Genomic DNA, 18101 nt, shown 5'->3' with positions numbered 1-18101 from the left:
TTGCAGAGTGCAGTGTCAGCCGTCGAGCCCGACCGTCTAGGCCTGGCACCCCAGGCTTATAACCTCGAAGATCGGGGTTATAGATGCTTGAAACGGGGATTGGTTCGACCTGACAGATGCTGAATGCACGCTTAACGCCGAGACATGGCGTAAGACGGGGCAAAACTAGCACAGAGACGGGGAAATATCCGCCTCTACCTACCCATTTGGTCAGCTTTATCGCTCTAAACCGTGAAAAAAAGGCATATGCCCGGTCGGACAGCGGTCAAAACCGCCTTCGACGCGTGTCTTGGCCAATGGGTGCGGTACACTGGGCGACTTTTCGGGGAGGCCAGACGCTCCCCTTCAACCAGCCGAGAAGCCTATGCCGATCCGTCATTGCATCGTCCACCTGATCGACAAAAAACCCGACGGCACACCCGCAGTTCTCCACGCCCGTGATTCGGAGCTGTCCGAATCGGCGGCCATCGAGAACATGCTCGCCGACCTCAACGAGAGCTACAACGCCAAACAAGGCAAGGCCTGGGGGTTCTTCCATGCCGAGTCCGGCGCGCACCCGTTCAGCGGTTGGTTGAAGGAGTATTTCGACGGTGGCCAGGACTTCACCACCTTCAGCCGCACGGCGGTCGAGCACCTGCAAAAGCTGATGGAAGAGTCCAACCTTTCCACCGGCGGCCACGTGCTGTTTGCCCATTACCAGCAAGGCATGACCGACTACCTGGCCATCGCCCTGCTGCACCATAGCGAAGGCGTGGCGGTGACCGATGAGCTGGACGTGACCCCGTCCCGTCACCTGGACCTGGGCCAACTGCACCTGGCGGCGCGGATCAACGTGTCCGAGTGGCAGAACAACAAACAGTCCAAGCAGTACATTTCGTTTATCAAGGGCAAGAACGGCAAGAAGGTCTCGGAGTACTTCCGTGACTTTATCGGCTGCCAGGAAGGTGTCGACGGCCCGGGCGAGACGCGCACCCTGCTCAAGGCCTTCAGTGACTTCGTTGAAAGCGAAGACCTGCCGGACGAGTCCGCGCGCGAAAAAACCAAGACCCTGGTGGACTACGCCAGCAGCCAGGCCAAGCTCGGCGAACCCATGGGCCTGGAAGAACTCTCGGGGTTGATCGATGAAGATCGGCCTAAAGCGTTTTACGACCACATCCGCAACAAGGACTACGGCCTCTCGCCGGAAATCCCCGCCGATAAGCGCACCCTCAACCAGTTCCGCCGCTTCACCGGCCGCGCCGAGGGCCTGTCGATCAGTTTTGAAGCGCACCTGCTGGGCGACAAGATCGAATACGACGAAGCCGCCGGCACCTTGATCATCAAGGGCCTGCCGACCCAACTGACCGACCAGCTCAAGCGCCGTAATTGATGCTGGGCACCGTATTCAAGAAAGTCCTGTTGGTGTTACTGGTGGTGGTGGCGATCCAGAACTGGGGCAAGTTCGAGCGGCTGTTCAACCCGTCGCAGGTGGCGTCGGAGCAGGTGCGGGCTTCGGCGCGCGTGGTGCTCTACGCTACCGAGTGGTGCGGTTACTGCAAACAGATCCGCCGCTTCCTCGATCAGAAAGGCATTGCGTACAAGGCATTCGATATCGAGAAAGACGCCTCGGCGCGCAAGGCGTACGAGGCGCTGGGCGGCGGCGGGATTCCGTTTGTGGACGTCAATGGCACGCTGATTCGCGATTACAACCCAGATGCGATCATGGCGGCGCTGAAGTGATCAGCGCACCACGATCATCCGCCCCAGCACGTTGTGCTGCTCAAACCCCAGCACCGCCTGCAACGCATTAAGCACCGCTTGCGGGTCTTTGCTCGGGAAGCTGCCGCTGACGCGCCTGGCGCCCATCTCTTCGTTGAGCAGCAGGATGCGCCCAGGGTAGTAGCGCGCCAGGTCCTTGATCACATCAGCCAGCGGCGCCTTGTAATAATTGAGCCAACCTTCGCGCCAGGCCAGGCGCGATTCGCTGTCCACCGCCTGCGGGGGCTCAGCCATGCCATCGGCGTAGGCGACGTGCTGGCCTGCCGTAAGAATCTGCTGCCGGCCCTGTTTGGACGGCGTAACGCCGACCCGACCGGACAACACCGTCACCTCAGCCCCCGCCGGTTGCAAGCGCACTTCAAACTGCGTGCCGAGCACTCGTGCTTCGCCGCTGCCCGCCTCCACCACAAACGACTGGCCGGTATGCGCCACGCGGAAAAAACCGGCGCCGCGACGCAGTTGGATATGCCGCTCGCCATGGGTGAAATCCACGGCAATCGCGCTGTCGGCGTCGAGGGTGACTTGGGATTTATCCGCCAGGGTGACGGTTTTCACCTCCCCGACCGCCGTGACGTAATCGGCGCCAAAGTCATCGACCCAACGCGACAGCTGCCAACCGGCACCCATCGACACCATCAGCAGCAGGCAGGCGGCCAGGGCCAGGGCGCCGGACCAGCGCATTACACGCGAGCGCTTGGAGGTATGCATCGCGTTGAGATAGCCCTGCAGCGCCAGGGCGTCTTCGCCCGCCAGTTTAAGCGCGGGCACTTCGCTCAATTCCCACGCCACCTGGGCCTGGGCGTAAGCCTCGACGTGGGCGGGGTCGGCACGCAGCCAGCGGTTGAACGTTGCCTGGTCGCCACTGCTGGGCTGGTCATGCAACAGGCTCAGCCAGGCCAGGGCGGCGTGTTCCTGGTCGGGCGTCGGGGTGACGTTCACGGTGCTTTCCCTGGCGTACGTGGGGGCGATGGTTCACGAAGGCTGGCCTTGCAGGCTTCGAGGGCACGCATCATATGTTTTTCCACGGCACTTTGGGACAGGCCCATGGCCTTGGCGATTTGCGCGTACTTGCGCCCGTGGATACGGTTGAGCAGGAAAATCTGGCGAGTGCGCTCGGGCAGGCTGCGCAAGGCGGCCTCAACATGGCGCAAATCGTTGCCCGCCTCCAGCGCGGCCTGGGGTTCGCAGCCCTGGTGATCCTGCTGCTCGGGTAACCAGCCTTCGCTGCTGCGCACGCGGGCGCCTTCGCTGCGCAGGTGGTCGATGGCGATATTGCCGGCGCAGCGCAGCAGGTAGGTGCTGAGTTCTTCGACCTGCACCAGCGGGCGGCGCCAGAAGCGCAGGAACAGGTCCTGCACCAGGTCGGCCGCCGTGGCGCGACAGCCCACGCGCCGGCTGACCAGGGCTTCCATCTGCGAGCGCTGCGACAAAAACACCTGCAAGAAATGCGCACGCCCGCCCGCCACGTCAGCCTGCGGGCTGTCCTGGGGTTCGGATGGGGGGCTGATCATCATGGCAGGGCTCAGAGGGCGGCGAAGGCCGCAACGGGGCTGACCAGCAGGCCGACGCCCGCCAGGATCAAGGCCAGCCTTGGCCGATAAGGCAACAACAGCACCAGCAGCAGCGCGCTGAGCATCAGCACCGCGCACCACTCCACCAGGCCCAGTGCCCAACCGTCGGCGCTCACGGCGGGCCAGATCGCAATGGCCAGCAGCGCCCACCCCCGCCAGGCGCAACCCCTGGCGCCGACGCGGCGACGGCTTGCTGTGGAGCAGTTCGCCGTGATGGCGGTCTGTGGCCAGGCACAACGCGGTGAACCCCGCGTAACACATCAAGAGCGCGAGCAACATTCAGTTCGCCTCCTGCTTGAGGTGCAGCGGGCGCGGCCGTTGCGCCTTGGGCTGCGGCACCGTGCGGCGTTGCATCTTCCAGGCCGCCCAGGCGAGGAATGCGCCGCTGGCCAGGCAGGTCAGGTCGAAGCCGGCCATGGCCCAGTCGCCCCGGACCAGGGACACACCCAAATGTTGGGATGTAGTGAGTGCATTGAGCAGCGGTACGGCCATAAACAGCAGCGCGGCGAAGCCCAACTGTTCCACCCAGGCCTGACGACCACGACGCAGGACCGCGTGCAACAGGCTCAGGCCCCAGGCGATAAAGAAGGTCTGCACCTCCCAACCGGAACGCTCGGCGAAGCTCACCGGCAGCAGGCGGTTGGCCCAAAAGAATGCCGCGATGGCGATCAACAAGCCGGACATGCTGGCAATGTTCAGCACTTCCACCAGCCGCAATTCAAATGGCATCACGGCCGTCTTGGCGTGCTTGAGCTGGCGCTTGCCCAGCCATATCACCAGCCCGGTGCCGATCATCGCCGTGCCCGCCAAGCCGCAGATAAAGTACAACCAGCGCAATACCGGGCCGGCGAAATGCCCCATGTGCAGGCCGAAGAAACCGCCGGCGACGAGCGTCGGCAGCGACTGCTCGTCGCTGACCTGCAACAGTTCACCGGTGGTGCCGTTGAATTGCACGACACTGCCGAAGTCATGCACCACCTTGTCGGAACCTGCGCGGAACATATTGACCGACGCGTTCACATCACTGGGATTATTCACCGCGATACGCCCGACATGCCCGCCCGCCCACTGCGCCCGCGCTTGCTCGTACAGCGCCGGCAGCGGCAGCAACTTGCCCGGCACACCCTGGGCCGGCGCATTGTTGCTGGCCGGGAACACCTCATTGAAGAAGGCACGGGCATCACCGCCATAGGAAGCCAGGATCGGCGCCGGCATCACCATGGTCATGAAGATCACCAAGCTGCTGTAGGTGATCATCAGGTGGAACGGCAGCACCAGCACCCCCACCGCGTTATGCCCGTCGAGCCAGGAGCGCTGGCCTTTGCGGGGGCGGAAGGTGAAGAAGTCCTTGAAAATCTTCTTGTGGGTGATGATGCCGGTGATCAGTGCGAGGAACATCACCATCGCCGCGAACGTCGACAACCAGCGGCCCCACGGGTGCGGCATTTGCAACTGGAAGTGGAAGCGGTAGAAAAACTCGCCGCCCATGCTGTCACGGGCCTCTACGGCTTGCGCATTGGTTGGATCAAGGGTCTTTTGATTGAAATTGCCGCGTTTGCCGGGGTCGAGCTTGTCTTGCCACATCACCAAGAGCCCAGGGTCGCGGCTATTGGGCAAGGTGATGATCCAGCGGGCGGCGTCGGGCGCAACGTGCTGCAGGTAGTTTTGCGCGACGCCGAGGCTGCGCGCATCGTCCACTGCATGGGCCTGCACTTCGGGTTGCATCCAGTGACTGATCTCATCCTTGAAATAGGAAAGGGTGCCCGTCAGGAAAATCGCAAACAGCAGCCAGCCGAAGACCAATCCAGCCCAGGTGTGCAACCAGGCCATGGCCTGGCGAAATCCCTCTTTCATGTGCGCGTCATCCAAAAACCTACTCCAGCCAGCGTCGCAAACGCCGCGCTCGGCAGCATCACACCCAACCAGGCGCGCCACGCGGTGCGGCAGGCAAAGCACCACAACATCGCCAGCAGATAGAACACAAAGGAACTCAACATGCCGGTGATTACCGCATCCGCACGGGAAGTGGGCAGCCACAGAGCCAGGCAGATACTGGCCAGGGACGCCATCAGGTAACCGCCGATGACAGCGGCCAGCACGCGCGAGGTAACGGCGAAGCGGTAGGCAAGCGGCAGTGAGGGTTTGCTTTTCATGCGGGAGGCGCCAGGTTCGTCAGTGCGCGATATTAATGATAAATATTCTCATAAGCAAAAAAGAACGGATGAATCACCTGCCCAGGCCGATTGCCGAACCGTGTCTTGCGCCCTACAATGCGAACAATTCTTGTTCTCTAACGCTTGTCGAGGCTTGTGGAGTGTTCCCGTTGAGCCCGTCCAACACCGTCGAAGTCCTGTACAACGACCATCACCACTGGCTCACAGGCTGGTTGCGACGCAAACTCGGCTGCCCGGAAAGTGCCGCCGACCTGGCGCAAGACACCTTCATCCGCGTGCTCAGCGCCCGCGAAGCCCCTACGTTGATCGAACCGCGCGCGTTTCTCACCACGGTCGCCAAGCGCGTGCTGTTCAACTTCTATCGCCGCCAGGACCTGGAACGCGCCTACCTCGACGCCCTGGCGCAGATGCCCGAGCACGTGGCACCGTCGGAAGAAGAACGCGCGATCATCCTGCAAACCCTGGTTGAGCTTGACCAACTGCTTGACGGCCTGCCCGTCCAGGTCAAACGCGCCTTCCTGCTGGCCCAACTCGATGGCCTGACTTACGCGCAAATCGGCGCCGAGCTGGGCATTTCCATCGCCACCGTCAAACGCCACCTGCATAAAGCCGCCCTGCGCTGCTACTTTGCCCTATGAATGTCTCGAACCAGGTCGCCGAACAAGCCGTGCATTGGCTGATGGAAATGCAGCAAGGCGCCCTCAACCCGCGCCAGCAAGCGGCCTGGCAGCGCTGGCTGAACGCCCACAGCGAACACCAGCGCGCGTGGGATCATATCCAGCACGTCAACCAACGCCTGCGCGGCATGCCCTCGCCCCTGGCGCATGCCGCGCTGAACGCGTCCACTTCAACCGGCCGGCGCCAGGCGCTCAAGCTGCTGCTCATCCTCGGCGCCGGCTCGGCCGCGGCCTGGAGCCTGCGTCAGCAACATATCCTGCCACCGCTGAGCGCCGATTACCGCAGCCCGGTGGGCCAGCGGCGCAAGGTGCAATTGGCCGACGGCAGCCAATTGCAACTCAACACCGGCAGCGCCGTGGATGTGCATGTCGACGGTCAGCAGCGCCTGATCCGCCTGCTCGAAGGCGAGATCATGTTGAGCGGCATCGCCGGCAATGCGCCGCTGCACGTACTCACCGGCCAGGGCCTGCTCACCAGCCAGGCGGCACGCCTGAACGTGCGCCAATTCAATGACCACACCCAACTGGCGGTACTCGACGGTCAGGTCGAGGTGCTGCCCAACAGCTACAGCGGCCTGCCGCTCACGGTGCAAGCCTCGCGCCAGGTCAACTTCACTCGCAAGGGCTGGGACACCCCACGCCCAACCGACGCCAACAGCGGCGCCTGGGCCGACGGCATGCTGGTGGCCGCGCATATGCGCCTGCAAGACTTCCTGGCGGAACTGGGCCGCTACCGTCGCGGCCAGGTCAATTGCGACCCGCAAGTTGCCGACCTGCTGATCTCCGGCAGTTACCCGCTGGACAACAGCGAGCGCATCCTCGACCTGCTGGAAGTCAGCCTGCCGGTAAAAGTGCGGCGCTTTACCCGCTATTGGGTGACCGTCCAGGCACGCGCCTGAAATTAATTTAAAAAACGGTGAGCCGTTTTCCCCGCCTCGCGTGACAGAGAAGGAAAGCCACCTTGAACCTTCCTTCTCAGGACCGCTCCTCATGCCCCAGCAGCCGACCCTCATCGCCCGCACCTTGCGCCAACTGTTCCTGGGCGCCAGCCTCAGTTTCACAGTCTTGCCTTGTGTGATGGCCGTCGACGCCAAGCCGTATCACATCGCCCCAAGCTCGCTTGAGGCAGCGCTGAACCAGTTTGGCCGCGAAGCCGGCGTGCTGATTTCCTTCGGTTCCGACCTCACGGCCGGCATGCAGAGCCGTGGTCTGTCCGGCAATTACAGCGCCGCCGAAGGCCTGCAAAAATTGTTGGAAGGCACCGGCCTGCAAGCCCGTGCCGAAGGTGACAACGCCTTCAGCCTGCAACCTGCGAACGCACCGGCGAGCGTCGAACTGGCAACCTCCAGCGTGGTCGGCGACTGGCTCGGCGATGCGGCGCAAACCAACGTGTTCGAACACCCCGGCGCCCGCGACGTGATCCGCCGCGAAGAATTCGAACGCCAAGGCGCCACCCAGGCCAAGGACGTGCTCAACCGCATCCCCGGCGTCAACGCGCCGGACAACAACGGCACCGGCAGCCATGACATGGCGCTGAACTTCGGCATTCGCGGCCTCAACCCGCGCCTGGCGTCGCGCTCTACAGTGCTGATGGACGGCATCCCGGTGCCCTTTGCGCCGTACGGCCAGCCACAACTGTCGTTCGCGCCGATCAGCATGGGCAACATGGACGCGGTGGACGTGGTGCGCGGTGGCGGCGCCGTGCGCTACGGCCCGCAGAACGTCGGCGGCGTGGTCAATTTCGTGACCCGCGCGATCCCGGATGCGCCCACCGTCAAAGGCGGCTTGCAGACCGAGACCAGCCCGTCGTCCAGCCACGACGGTTTCAAGACCACCGGCAACCTGCTGGCCGGCGGCACTGCCGACAACGGCCTGGGCGGCGCGATTCTATATTCCGGCACCCGTGGCGGCGACTGGCGCGAGCGCAGCGATACACAAATCGACGACCTGATCCTCAAGGGCAAGTACCAACTTGACGACGCCAACAGCTTCAACGCCATGGCGCAGTACTACGAAGGCCAGGCGGATATGCCCGGCGGCTTGAACGTGGCGGACTACAAGGCCGACCCGTACCAGTCCACCCGCCCCTACGACAAATTCTGGGGCCGCCGTACGATGTTCAACGTGGGCTATCGCTACGAACAGGATCGCCGTGAATTCACCGTCAACAGCTTCTTCACCAAGACCCTGCGCAGCGGCTACCTGGACCAGGGCACGTTCCTCTCGCTGTCGCCGCGTGAATATTGGGTGCGCGGCCTGGAAACCCGCTTCGCCCAAGGCTTCGACCTGGGCCCCACCAGCCATGAAGTGGGCGTAGGCTACCGCTACATCAACGAGGCCGGCCACGAACTGCGTTACCGCACGCCGATTTCGGCCAACAACCAGCAAATCCCCACCACCAACAGCCGCAACGACCGCGACACACGCGGCGGTACCGAAGCCAATGCGTTCTTCATCGACGACCGCATCGATATCGGCAAGTGGACCCTCACACCGGGCATTCGCTACGAGGTGATCGAGTCCCAGCAGACCAACAACCTTACCAACGTGAAATACAAGGGTGACTACAACACCGCCCTGCCGGCGTTGAACGTGCTGTATCACCTGACCGACGAGTGGAACCTCTACGCCAATACCGAAGGCTCATTTGGCAGCGTGCAGTACAGCCAGATGCCCAACCGCGTGACCAGCGGCGAAGTGAAACCGGAAAAAGCCCGCACCTGGGAACTGGGCACGCGCTATGACAACGGCAGCCTGCGCGCGGAAATCGGTGCGTTCCTGATCAACTTCGACAACCAGTACGAAAGCAACCAGACCAACGACTCGGTGATCGCCCGTGGCGAAACCCGCCACCAAGGCATCGAGACCAGCGTCAACTATGCGTTGGACGGCTTGAGCCCGGCGCTGGCCGGCTTCGATGTGTATGCCACCTACGCCTATGTCGACGCCACCATCCGTGAAGACGGCCCGAACAAAGGCAACCGCGTGCCCTTCTCGTCCAAGCACAAAGGCACTCTCGGCATGGGCTACACCGAAGGCCGCTGGAAGCTCAACCTGGACAGCAGCTACCAGAGCAGCCAGTTCGCCGACAACGCCAATACCCAGGCCGAAAGCGCAGACGGCGCCAACGGGCGCATCCCCGGCTACATGCTGTTCAGCAGCCGCGCGGCCTATGACTTCGGCCCGCAACTGTCGGATTTGAATGTGGCGGTGGGGGTGAAAAACATCTTCAACAAGCAGTACTTCACGCGCTCGTTCGATGACAACAACAAGGGTAAATATGTGGGTGAGCCGCGCACGGTGTATGTGCAGACGTCCATTGCGTTCTGATCAACTACCCGCCAGGCAACTGGGCGTGGCCGCCACCAGCGCGTCGATCGCACAGCGCGTCTTGGCCGGCATATGCGTCGCAGTCGGCCAGATCACATGAATGGGTGACGGCTGCTCGCGGTAACCGGGCAGCACCGCTTCCAACTGCCCGCGCAGCACATAATGGGCAACCAGCCAACTCGGCAGCCAGGCCAGGCCGACACCCGCGATGGCGGCGTCGGCCACGGCCTGCAAATCGTCCACCAGCAACGGCGAAGCCACGCGGGAACGGTGCGGTGTGTTGTAACGGTAGGCGATGCCGCGATGGGCGGCGAGGTCTTCGATGGACTCAATCGGACCGACGCGCTGCATATACGCCGGTGCCGCCGCCAGGCACACCGATTGTTCCCCCAGGCGCCGTGCGCTCAGGCGGTCGGTGTCGGGCAGCGGGCCGATCCGCACGGCGACGTCGAAGCCCTCCTGCGCCAAGTCCACCAGCCGGTCGGCGAAGCAAATTTCGATCTCCAAGGCTGGGTAGCGATCCATCAAGCCCCACAACGCGGGCGCCGCATAGTGATGCCCGAAGGCCAGCGGCAAACTCACCCGCAAACGCCCGCGCGGCTGTTGCCGACCGCTTTCCAACACCGATTCGGCCGCCTCGAGTTCCGCCAGTGCGCGCAAGCAATGCTCGTAATAAGCCTGCCCGTCTTCGGTCAAGCGTTGGCGACGGGTAGAACGCTGCAACAGGCATGTGCCCAACCGCGCCTCCAACCGCGCCAAGCCTTTACCCACCGCCGAGCGCGTGAGGTTCAGCCGCTCGGCGGCCTCGGTCAGGTTGCCGCTTTCGACGATGTGCAAAAAGAGTTCAACGCCATCAAAACGCGCAGTGGCCATGCTTTATTTGTCATCCAATATTCCCCTATACGCGGAAAACTTATCACAAATAAAGAAAAAGATTCCCCTGAGAATAAACCGACCCACTATCGAAAGGAGAATCCCATGCCACCCGCCACGACGTTATCGACCTCCCGCGCCCCAAGCACCGCCAGGAATAATCTCGCCCTCACCGCCGTGTGCCTGGTGGCCCTGATGTTCGGCCTGGAGATCTCCAGCGTGCCGGTGATCCTGCCCACCCTGGAGCAACAACTGGGCACGGGCTTTCAGGACGCCCAGTGGATCATGAACGCCTACACCCTGGCCTGCACCAGCGTGCTGATGGCGGCGGGTACGCTGGCCGACCGCTTTGGCCGGCGGCGCATGCTGGTGCTGTGCCTGTGGGTATTTGGGCTGGCCTCGCTGGCATGCGGGCTGGCCGATTCGGCCGTCACGCTGATCGTGGCGCGGTTTGTACAGGGTATCGGCGGCGGCGCAATGATGATCTGCCAGTTCGCCATTCTGTCGCACCTGTTTCGCGAGCCGGCGGAACGGGCGCGGGCATTTGCGATCTGGGGCGTGATCGCCGGCGTGGGCCTGGGCTTCGGGCCGATGGTGGGCGCAGTGATCCTGGCGCTGGCGGACTGGCGCTGGGTGTTCCTGGTGCACGTGCCGCTGACCCTGTTCACCCTGGCGCTGTTGCGTGTCAGCGTGGCGGAGTCCCGCGACCCGGCCGCGCACCGGCTGGACATCGCCGGCATGCTCACGTTGACGCTGTCGGTATTCGCCCTGGTTTACTTCATCACCCAAGGCAGCGAACACGGCTTCGGTACACCGGCCATGCTCGCCTGGGCGGGTTTGGCGGTAGTAGGGTTAGTGCTGTTCATCCTTGTTGAACGGCGCAGCGCGCACCCGATGTTCGACTTTTCGGTGTTTCGCATCCAGCGTTTCAATGGCGCGTTGATGGGCTCGATCGGCATGAACTTCAGCTTCTGGCCGTTCATGATCTACCTGCCGCTGTACTTCCAGGCGGGCCTGGGCTACGACACCCTGACCACCGGCGGCGCCCTGCTCGCCTACACCTTGCCCACCTTGCTGGTGCCGCCATTGGCCGAACGCCTGGCCCTGCGCTACGGTGCCGAACGCGTCATCCCCCTGGGGCTGGGCTTGATGGGGGCGGGCTTTTTGGCCATGGCTGCGGCCAACGGGGCCGAACGGCCGGGTATCGGGCTGGTGCTGCTCAGTTGCGTGATCGCCGGGGTGGGCCTGGCGCTGACCAACTCGCCCACCACCAACACCACCACCGGCTCGGTGTCGGCGGATCGCGCGGGCATGGCCTCGGGCATCGACCTCAGTGCCCGGCTGATTACCCTGGCGCTCAACATCGCCCTGATGGGACTGGTGCTGTTGCTGGGGATCAGCCACCAACTGGCCGCAACGTTACCCGACAGCACCGCCATGGATTGGCCGGCCATCAGCCAAAGCATTGCCGCCGGCAAACTGGGCTCGGTGGGGCTGAACGCCAACGACGCCCAGGCGGCACTGCGCAATGGCACCGGTTGGGCCATGCTGTTTGCGGGGTTGGGTGCCGGCGGCTTGGCAGTGCTGAGCCGGTATTTTTTCCGACGCGGCCGTTGAGCGAAAACGGGCCTGCATTTGCAGGCCCGTTTGTAGGGAGGGTTAAAAATCGATCAGCCGTTGATCACAGCGTTTTCGTTTTCCAGGAATTCCTCTTCCAGCGCGTCTTCATTCACTTTGTTGATGGGCTGGTTCTTCCCGGCAGCGCGAGGCTTGCCTTGTAATTTGCCAAACAGGTGTTCCAACGCATGGTCCAGCTTGGTGGCCGCACCGTCGATCGCCTGTTCCAGAGTATCGGCCTTGTGCAGTACCGAGATAGCTTGATGACCTTTTGGCCGCGCTTCCAGGCGGCAACTCAAATCATGGGGACCGGGCTTGTCGCCGTTCTCATCCCGCAGGTAGACCTCCACACGGGTCAGGTCTTCTTCGTAACGTTCGAGCGTGCTCTCAATGGTAGTACGTACCCACTCCTCCAGTCGGATGCTGCTTTCAATATGGTTATCGCTATTGACTTGGATTTGCATAGTTCTTCCCTTATTTCAGCTAGCTCGCGAGAGGTCACAACTGCGACACCGGGGTGGTGAAACCATGACCTCTTGATTACACAATTGAGCACCTGCAGGAACAATTCAACCCCTTTGCAAAGATAAATCCTACATTACAAATTAAGCCTGACGACAAGCAGAAACGCTGTTAGGGTGGGGAGTTAGTTACATCTTCTTACGCTCAGCGAACCTCACAATTGCCCCTCTCCCAAGGGATGCAATCCGCGAAAAATCTCCGCTTCCTCCACCAGCCAGTCATGTACCGCCCGCACGCCCGGATGGCTCAGCGCGCCCGGCGCATACAGCAACACATAGCGTTTATGGTTGGGCACGGCCAGGCCGAACGGTACGATCAAGGTGCCGCGTTCCAATTCATCGTTAAGCAACGTGCGTCGCGCAATCGCTACACCCATGCCGGCAATGGCGGCTTCGATGGTCAGGTGGTTACGGTTGAACGTGTGGCCGCGACGCACGTCAGCGACGTGGTAGCCGATAGCGTTCAGGTAAAACTCCCACTCGGCGTACTCATAACTCCCACGCCAGGCGGTGATGTCGTGCAGCAGCGGGAAATGCACCAGGTCGGCCGGGCCATGCAGCGGTGGGCGCCCCCGCAGCAAGCTCGGCGCGCACACAGGAAAGATCTGCTCATCCAGCAATGCGGTAGATAACAGGCCGGGGTAGCTGCCGTCGTTCAGGTCGATGGCCAGGTCAAAGTCGCCCTCGTGCAGCGCAATGCTGCTGTCCTCGGCGACCATGCGCAGTTGGATATCCGGGAAACGTTGCTGTAAACGCGGTAAACGCGGGGTGAGCCACTTGCCGAGAAACGAAGGGATCGAACGCAGGCGCAAGGTGCCGCTGATCATGCCCGCATCCAGCCGCTGCAATTCGGCATCGATGCTGCCGTAAGCCTCTCCCACCGTAGCCGCCAGCCGCTGCCCTTCGGCGCTGAGTTCCACGCCACGGGCTCGCCGGTGAAACAGTCGAAAGCCCAAGCGCTCCTCCAACTGGCGGATTTGCTGGCTCACCGCCCCCGGTGTGATGTGCAGTTCTTCGGCGCAACGGGTGAACGACAAATGCCGTGCCGCGCATGAAAACACATGGAGCCAGACATAGGTCTGACCATGAAGGGGGCGGGCCATAGAGTTTAGTCCTGCTAAAGGGTGTCTTAGGATAATTCGTTGGTCAGTGCCAATCCAGAGGCTCAGTATCACGCCAATTGCGCTCGTCCTACAAAACATGGCAGCGATTCCTACTCCATTGCTTGTAAGGCTTTAGCATGGCTATCAGTGTTTTCGATCTATTCAAGGTGGGCATCGGCCCGTCCAGTTCCCATACCGTTGGCCCCATGCGGGCGGCGGCGACCTTTGCCCAAGCCTTGGGCGATCAGCAATTGCTCAGCGAAACCCGACGGGTGCAAGTGCGCTTATACGGTTCGCTGTCCGCCACTGGTGTCGGCCACGCCACCGACCGCGCCTGCGTGATGGGCTTGATGGGCGAGTGGCCGGACCGTGTCGCCCCCACTTCGATCAACACCCGTATCCAGCGGTTGCGTGAGTCCGGCCGCTTGTTGCTGGCCGGCTCACAAGACATTGCCTTCGATTGGCACACCGATCTCCTACTGCTGGACGAAAGCCTGCCCTACCACCCCAACGCCATGTCCCTGCACGCCTATGGCGACAGCGGCCTGCTCAGCGAGCAAACGTACTACTCGGTAGGCGGCGGTTTCATCATCGACGCGGCTGAAGCGGCGTCCGGTATCGCGCCGACCAGCGATGTGGAGTTGCCCTACGACTTTTCCAGTGCGGCGCAACTGCTGGCCCTGTGCAATAAACATGACCTGCGCGTTTCCGAACTGATGATGGCCAACGAACGCGCCTGGCGCAGTGACGAAGAAATCCGCAGCGGCCTGCTGCATATCTGGTCGGTGATGCGCGCATGCGTGGAGCAAGGCCTGCGCGATGAAGGCATCTTGCCAGGCGGCCTGGATGTGCCACGGCGCGCGGCGAAATTGCACCGCAGCCTGTTGGAAATAGGCAAACCCAATGTCATCACCTCGACCTTGTCAGCCATGGAGTGGGTCAACCTGTTCGCCCTCGCCGTCAACGAAGAGAACGCCGCCGGCGGGCGCATGGTCACCGCGCCGACCAATGGCGCGGCGGGGATCATCCCGGCAGTGCTGCATTACTACATGAAGTTCAACGCCGACGCGTCCGATGACGATGTGGTCAACTTCTTCCTGGCCGCAGCCGCCGTCGGCATCTTGTGTAAGAAAAACGCCTCTATCTCCGGCGCCGAGGTCGGCTGCCAGGGCGAAGTCGGTTCGGCCTGCGCCATGGCCGCCGCCGGGCTGGCCGACATCCTCGGCGCCACGCCCGAGCAACTGGAAAACGCCGCCGAAATCGGCCTGGAGCACAACCTCGGCCTGACCTGTGACCCGGTCGGCGGCTTGGTCCAAGTGCCCTGCATCGAGCGCAACGCAATCGCGGCGGTCAAGGCGATCAACGCCACGCAAATGGCCCTGCGCGGCGACGGCAAACACTTCATTTCCCTCGACCGGGTCATCCGCACCATGCGCGACACTGGCGCCGACATGCATGACAAATACAAAGAAACTTCACGGGGCGGCCTGGCCGTGAGCTGGGTGGAATGCTGAGGAGCATTCCCTGACCGCCCCAACGTGAGCCCGCGCAAAAATAATAACGAGGCAATATCGATGACCGATGTACGTACACCTGCTGCCGAAAACCCTGAACGTGTAGAAAGCACCGTCACCACCGGCTGGACCCCGCACGACACCACCTGGATGCTCGGCCTCTACGGCACCGCCATCGGCGCGGGCACCTTGTTCTTGCCGATCAACGCCGGGGTCGGCGGCTTCTGGCCGCTGATCGTGCTGGCCTTGCTGGCCTTCCCGATGACCTTCTTCGCCCACCGTGGGCTGACGCGCTTTGTGTTGTCAGGCAAATCCGGCGATATCACCGACGTAGTCGAAGAACACTTCGGCGTCGGCGCGGGCAAATTGATCACCCTGCTGTACTTCTTTGCGATCTTCCCGATTTTGCTGGTGTACAGCGTGGCGCTGACCAATACCCTCGGCAGTTTTATGCAACACCAACTGCACCTGACGCCGCCGCCCCGGGCGATCCTGTCGCTGGTGCTGATCCTCGGCCTGATGGCGATTGTGCGCTGTGGCCAGGGCGTGATCGTCAAGGCCATGAGCGTGCTCGTCTACCCGTTCGTCGCGGCGCTGCTGTTGTTGGCATTCAGCTTGATTCCCAATTGGAACGGCGCATTCTTCGCCTCCGCCAGGGAGGGCATGCCGCTGCCGATGTTCTTTCAGACGCTGTGGCTGGCGATCCCGGTGATGGTGTTCTCGTTCAACCATTCGCCAATCATCTCGGCCTTCGCCGTCGACCAAAAACGCGTGTACGGCCCGATGGCCGAGCGCAAAAGCAGCGGTATTCTCGCCACCGCCCACGGCATGATGGTGCTGACGGTGATGTTCTTCTGCTTCAGTTGCGTACTGGCGCTGTCACCAGCGGACCTGGCGGCGGCCAAGGCCCAGAACATTTCGATCCTGTCGTACCTGGCCAACCACTTCCAGACCCCGGTGATCGCCTACGCTGCACCGCTGATCGCGCTGGTGGCCATCACCAAATCCTTCCTCGGCCATTACATCGGTGCGAGCGAAGGCTTCCAAGGCCTGGTCGTCAAATCCCTGCGCGGGCGCAACCACACGCTGTCAGCCAAATGGCTGGAGCGCAGCACCGCACTGTTCATGGTGCTCACCTGCTGGGCCGTGGCCACTTTCAACCCGAGCATCCTGGGCATGATCGAGACCATGGGCGGGCCGATCATCGCGTGCTTGCTGTTCCTGATGCCGATGTACGCAATTCGTCGAGTGCCATCTTTGCGCCAGTATTCTGGACAGGTATCGAATGTGTTTGTGGTGCTGATCGGTTTGATTGCGCTGTCTGCGATCGTTTTCTCCGTGCTGCCCTGAAATAGCCCACCGACTTCCAGCACAACGCAAAACACATATGGGAGGGGGCTTGCTCCCGATAGCGGCCTTTGAGCCAAGCATTCATTGGCCAATGCACCGTTATCGGGAGCAAGCCCCCTTCCACATGAGCATCCCACGGTCTGATAGGGCGTTATACGGCACGGCCCTTGCTGTAGAGCTTCTGAGGGAAATGGACTTTGGCCGGTGGTCAGGCAATGCGAACTAATCCCGACACCGGTCGTCAATGACTGCATGTTCTTATCAGGCGGTAACGCACCATGGACAATCCTTTTCAGATCATCACCGACACCTTCAGCCCAAAATACCGGGTCAACCTGAGCATTCAACGGCTTGACGGCAGCATCATGCTCACCCTTTCCGATGACACCGGCGTGGTGGCCAAGCGCATGATCAGCGCCGAACAACGCAACGACCCGCAACGGCTCAAACGCCTGGTGCAGAGCATCCAATTCGGCATCGCCATCGAGCAGGGGCACAGCGCGATGGAGATCCTGGCCGTGATGACGGATGGCGACAATCACAAACTATTGCAAAGGCCCCCCAGCCGCACCCTGCCCTTCAGCGTCGGGCTTTAAAGCTCACCTTTCTCCGTCTCCAGGCTCGCCTCGCCCTTGCGACGCGGGCCTTCGACCTTCACCGACGGAAACGCCGACGACGCATAGCGCACCACCAGAATCGCGAAAGCCAACAGCAGAATGCCGCCGCACAGGTAGATGATGCCCAGGTCTGGCGGGTTGTGGTGCGACACGTTAGAGATCAGCAGGCGCGTCAGCGCGGTGATGGCCACGTAGATCAGGAAACGCACGGGCATGTGGTTGGTCTTGAAATAAATCCCGACCATGGCGCCCAGTTCCAGATAGATGAACAGCAGCAAGATGTCATCGATCTTGATGTGCCCGTTCTCCAGCATCCCCAGAAATTCCATCACCGCCGCCCAGGCGGTCACCGCGCCAATGGCGAACAGCGCCAGGTAGTGGAACGACTCCACAAACAGATTGCCCAGCGACTCGGCCAGCCCATGGACTTGCTGGCGCAGCTTTTCGGCCCAGTTGATTTTCACGAAGGTGCTTCCTTAGGTCGGTTCGACCGGATAATGCGGGTTGGACGTGACGGTTGTTCTGCATGCAGAAAAAAGGCCAGAGGCGGGTATAAGATGATGGCGGGGTGACATGAGGCACAGATTGACCATTTCCCGACTACATTAAAAACCTACTATCCAAACCCCGGCGTTTGGCATATCCTCTTAGCTGTATATAGATACAGTAGTAGCAAAAGACAACTATCGTGAAGGCATGTGAGGTGGTGAATGGCCGTCGAAGTGGTATACCGCAGCAGCCGGAGATCTGGAGCGTTTGTTCATGGATAAAGCCGAAGCTGACCGTCATGACAAAATGCTTGAACTCGCTGAGTTGCTGGCAGAAGTGTTGCAAAAAGCCGTGCCGTCCCTGAGCGAGCAGCAGGTGGAGGAAGCCGGGATCTACATGGCGAAGAACCGCGATGTATTTGCCAAGGCGTTCAAGAGCCAGCCGGACGCGTTGTCCGAATTGCTCAACGCAGCGGCCGAATAAAGCCCGAATTGAACAGGCCCTGAG

The 18101-nt window shown here is 61.8% G+C and carries 17 protein-coding genes and 2 pseudogenes; 10 read left to right on the top strand and 9 right to left on the bottom strand.

What is annotated here, in order from left to right; translation table 11 throughout:
* Positions 1–364: 364 nt before the first annotated feature.
* Entirely contained in the window at positions 365–1369 is a 1005-nt protein-coding gene (gene yejK, locus AB4O25_RS23655; RefSeq protein ID WP_003171997.1) for a nucleoid-associated protein YejK, read from the top strand.
* Positions 1369–1719 carry a glutaredoxin family protein gene (locus AB4O25_RS23650; protein ID WP_116078407.1) on the top strand — a complete coding sequence of 117 codons (351 nt, stop codon included), beginning with the start codon at positions 1369–1371 and terminating at the stop codon, positions 1717–1719. The genes yejK and AB4O25_RS23650 overlap by 1 nt, the downstream gene beginning before the upstream one ends.
* Here the strand turns inward: AB4O25_RS23650 and AB4O25_RS23645 are convergent, their stop codons facing one another.
* From AB4O25_RS23645 to AB4O25_RS23625, 5 genes and pseudogenes are all read right to left on the bottom strand, one after another.
* The gene (locus AB4O25_RS23645; RefSeq protein WP_068937559.1) at positions 1720–2697 is read right to left on the bottom strand and encodes a FecR family protein; all 978 of its coding nucleotides are present in this window, start codon (positions 2695–2697) and stop codon (positions 1720–1722) included.
* Positions 2694–3272 (bottom strand): RNA polymerase sigma factor, encoded by a 579-nt coding sequence (locus tag AB4O25_RS23640; protein WP_017526257.1) that lies wholly within the window; start codon positions 3270–3272, stop codon positions 2694–2696. The genes AB4O25_RS23645 and AB4O25_RS23640 overlap by 4 nt, the downstream gene beginning before the upstream one ends.
* An 8-nt stretch (positions 3273–3280) precedes the next feature.
* A pseudogene (locus AB4O25_RS23635) lies at positions 3281–3608 on the bottom strand (DUF3325 domain-containing protein).
* Positions 3609–5183, bottom strand: coding sequence for a PepSY-associated TM helix domain-containing protein (locus tag AB4O25_RS23630; RefSeq protein ID WP_017526255.1), 1575 nt, complete (start codon positions 5181–5183; stop codon positions 3609–3611). It abuts the pseudogene before it with no gap.
* Entirely contained in the window at positions 5180–5482 is a 303-nt protein-coding gene (locus AB4O25_RS23625; protein WP_017526254.1) for a DUF3649 domain-containing protein, read from the bottom strand. Before AB4O25_RS23625 ends, AB4O25_RS23630 begins: the two co-directional genes overlap by 4 nt.
* Before the next feature lie 170 nt (positions 5483–5652).
* On the opposite strand from AB4O25_RS23625, the gene AB4O25_RS23620 reads away from it, so the two are divergent.
* The 3 genes from AB4O25_RS23620 (at position 5653) to fecA (ending at position 9510) form a co-directional block, all read left to right on the top strand.
* Positions 5653–6141: a sigma-70 family RNA polymerase sigma factor gene (locus AB4O25_RS23620; protein WP_017526253.1), complete on the top strand. Its 489-nt coding sequence runs from the start codon at positions 5653–5655 to the stop codon at positions 6139–6141.
* The gene (locus AB4O25_RS23615; RefSeq protein ID WP_116078412.1) at positions 6138–7079 is read left to right on the top strand and encodes a FecR domain-containing protein; all 942 of its coding nucleotides are present in this window, start codon (positions 6138–6140) and stop codon (positions 7077–7079) included. Before AB4O25_RS23620 ends, AB4O25_RS23615 begins: the two co-directional genes overlap by 4 nt.
* Positions 7080–7170: 91 nt before the next feature.
* Positions 7171–9510, top strand: coding sequence for a TonB-dependent Fe(3+) dicitrate receptor FecA (gene fecA, locus AB4O25_RS23610; protein WP_017526251.1), 2340 nt, complete (start codon positions 7171–7173; stop codon positions 9508–9510).
* Here fecA and AB4O25_RS23605 read toward each other — a convergent pair whose 3' ends face one another.
* The gene (locus AB4O25_RS23605) at positions 9511–10383 is read right to left on the bottom strand and encodes a LysR family transcriptional regulator (protein ID WP_065877244.1); all 873 of its coding nucleotides are present in this window, start codon (positions 10381–10383) and stop codon (positions 9511–9513) included.
* Positions 10384–10488: 105 nt separating this feature from the next.
* On the opposite strand from AB4O25_RS23605, the gene AB4O25_RS23600 reads away from it, so the two are divergent.
* The gene (locus AB4O25_RS23600; protein ID WP_460061451.1) at positions 10489–12000 is read left to right on the top strand and encodes an MFS transporter; all 1512 of its coding nucleotides are present in this window, start codon (positions 10489–10491) and stop codon (positions 11998–12000) included.
* A 53-nt stretch (positions 12001–12053) separates the two neighbouring features.
* Here the strand turns inward: AB4O25_RS23600 and AB4O25_RS23595 are convergent, their stop codons facing one another.
* The gene (locus tag AB4O25_RS23595; RefSeq protein ID WP_017526248.1) at positions 12054–12464 is read right to left on the bottom strand and encodes an HPF/RaiA family ribosome-associated protein; all 411 of its coding nucleotides are present in this window, start codon (positions 12462–12464) and stop codon (positions 12054–12056) included.
* 212 nt (positions 12465–12676) lie between these two features.
* Positions 12677–13624 carry a LysR substrate-binding domain-containing protein gene (locus tag AB4O25_RS23590; protein ID WP_017526247.1) on the bottom strand — a complete coding sequence of 316 codons (948 nt, stop codon included), beginning with the start codon at positions 13622–13624 and terminating at the stop codon, positions 12677–12679.
* A 137-nt stretch (positions 13625–13761) separates the two neighbouring features.
* Here AB4O25_RS23590 and AB4O25_RS23585 point away from each other — a divergent pair, with 137 nt between their 5' ends.
* From AB4O25_RS23585 to AB4O25_RS23575, 3 genes are all read left to right on the top strand, one after another.
* Positions 13762–15138 (top strand): L-serine ammonia-lyase, encoded by a 1377-nt coding sequence (locus AB4O25_RS23585; RefSeq protein ID WP_460150016.1) that lies wholly within the window; start codon positions 13762–13764, stop codon positions 15136–15138.
* Between the two features lie 60 nt (positions 15139–15198).
* Positions 15199–16488, top strand: a complete 1290-nt coding sequence (locus AB4O25_RS23580) for a serine/threonine transporter (protein ID WP_460150015.1) — start codon at positions 15199–15201, stop codon at positions 16486–16488.
* 278 nt (positions 16489–16766) lie between these two features.
* Complete coding sequence (locus tag AB4O25_RS23575) at positions 16767–17084, top strand: DUF3509 domain-containing protein (RefSeq protein ID WP_017526244.1); 318 nt, start codon at positions 16767–16769, stop codon at positions 17082–17084.
* Here AB4O25_RS23575 and AB4O25_RS23570 read toward each other — a convergent pair.
* Positions 17081–17569, bottom strand: coding sequence for a phosphate-starvation-inducible protein PsiE (locus AB4O25_RS23570; protein ID WP_017526243.1), 489 nt, complete (start codon positions 17567–17569; stop codon positions 17081–17083). The two genes, AB4O25_RS23575 and AB4O25_RS23570, sit on opposite strands and share 4 nt — an antisense overlap.
* 246 nt (positions 17570–17815) lie before the next feature.
* Here AB4O25_RS23570 and AB4O25_RS23565 point away from each other — a divergent pair.
* A pseudogene (locus tag AB4O25_RS23565) lies at positions 17816–18077 on the top strand (YebG family protein).
* The last annotated feature ends 24 nt before the right edge of the window (positions 18078–18101 follow it).

It is taken from the genome of Pseudomonas sp. S3_A03, assembly GCF_054668275.1.
This window is presented reverse-complemented; position numbering and strand designations above follow the sequence as displayed.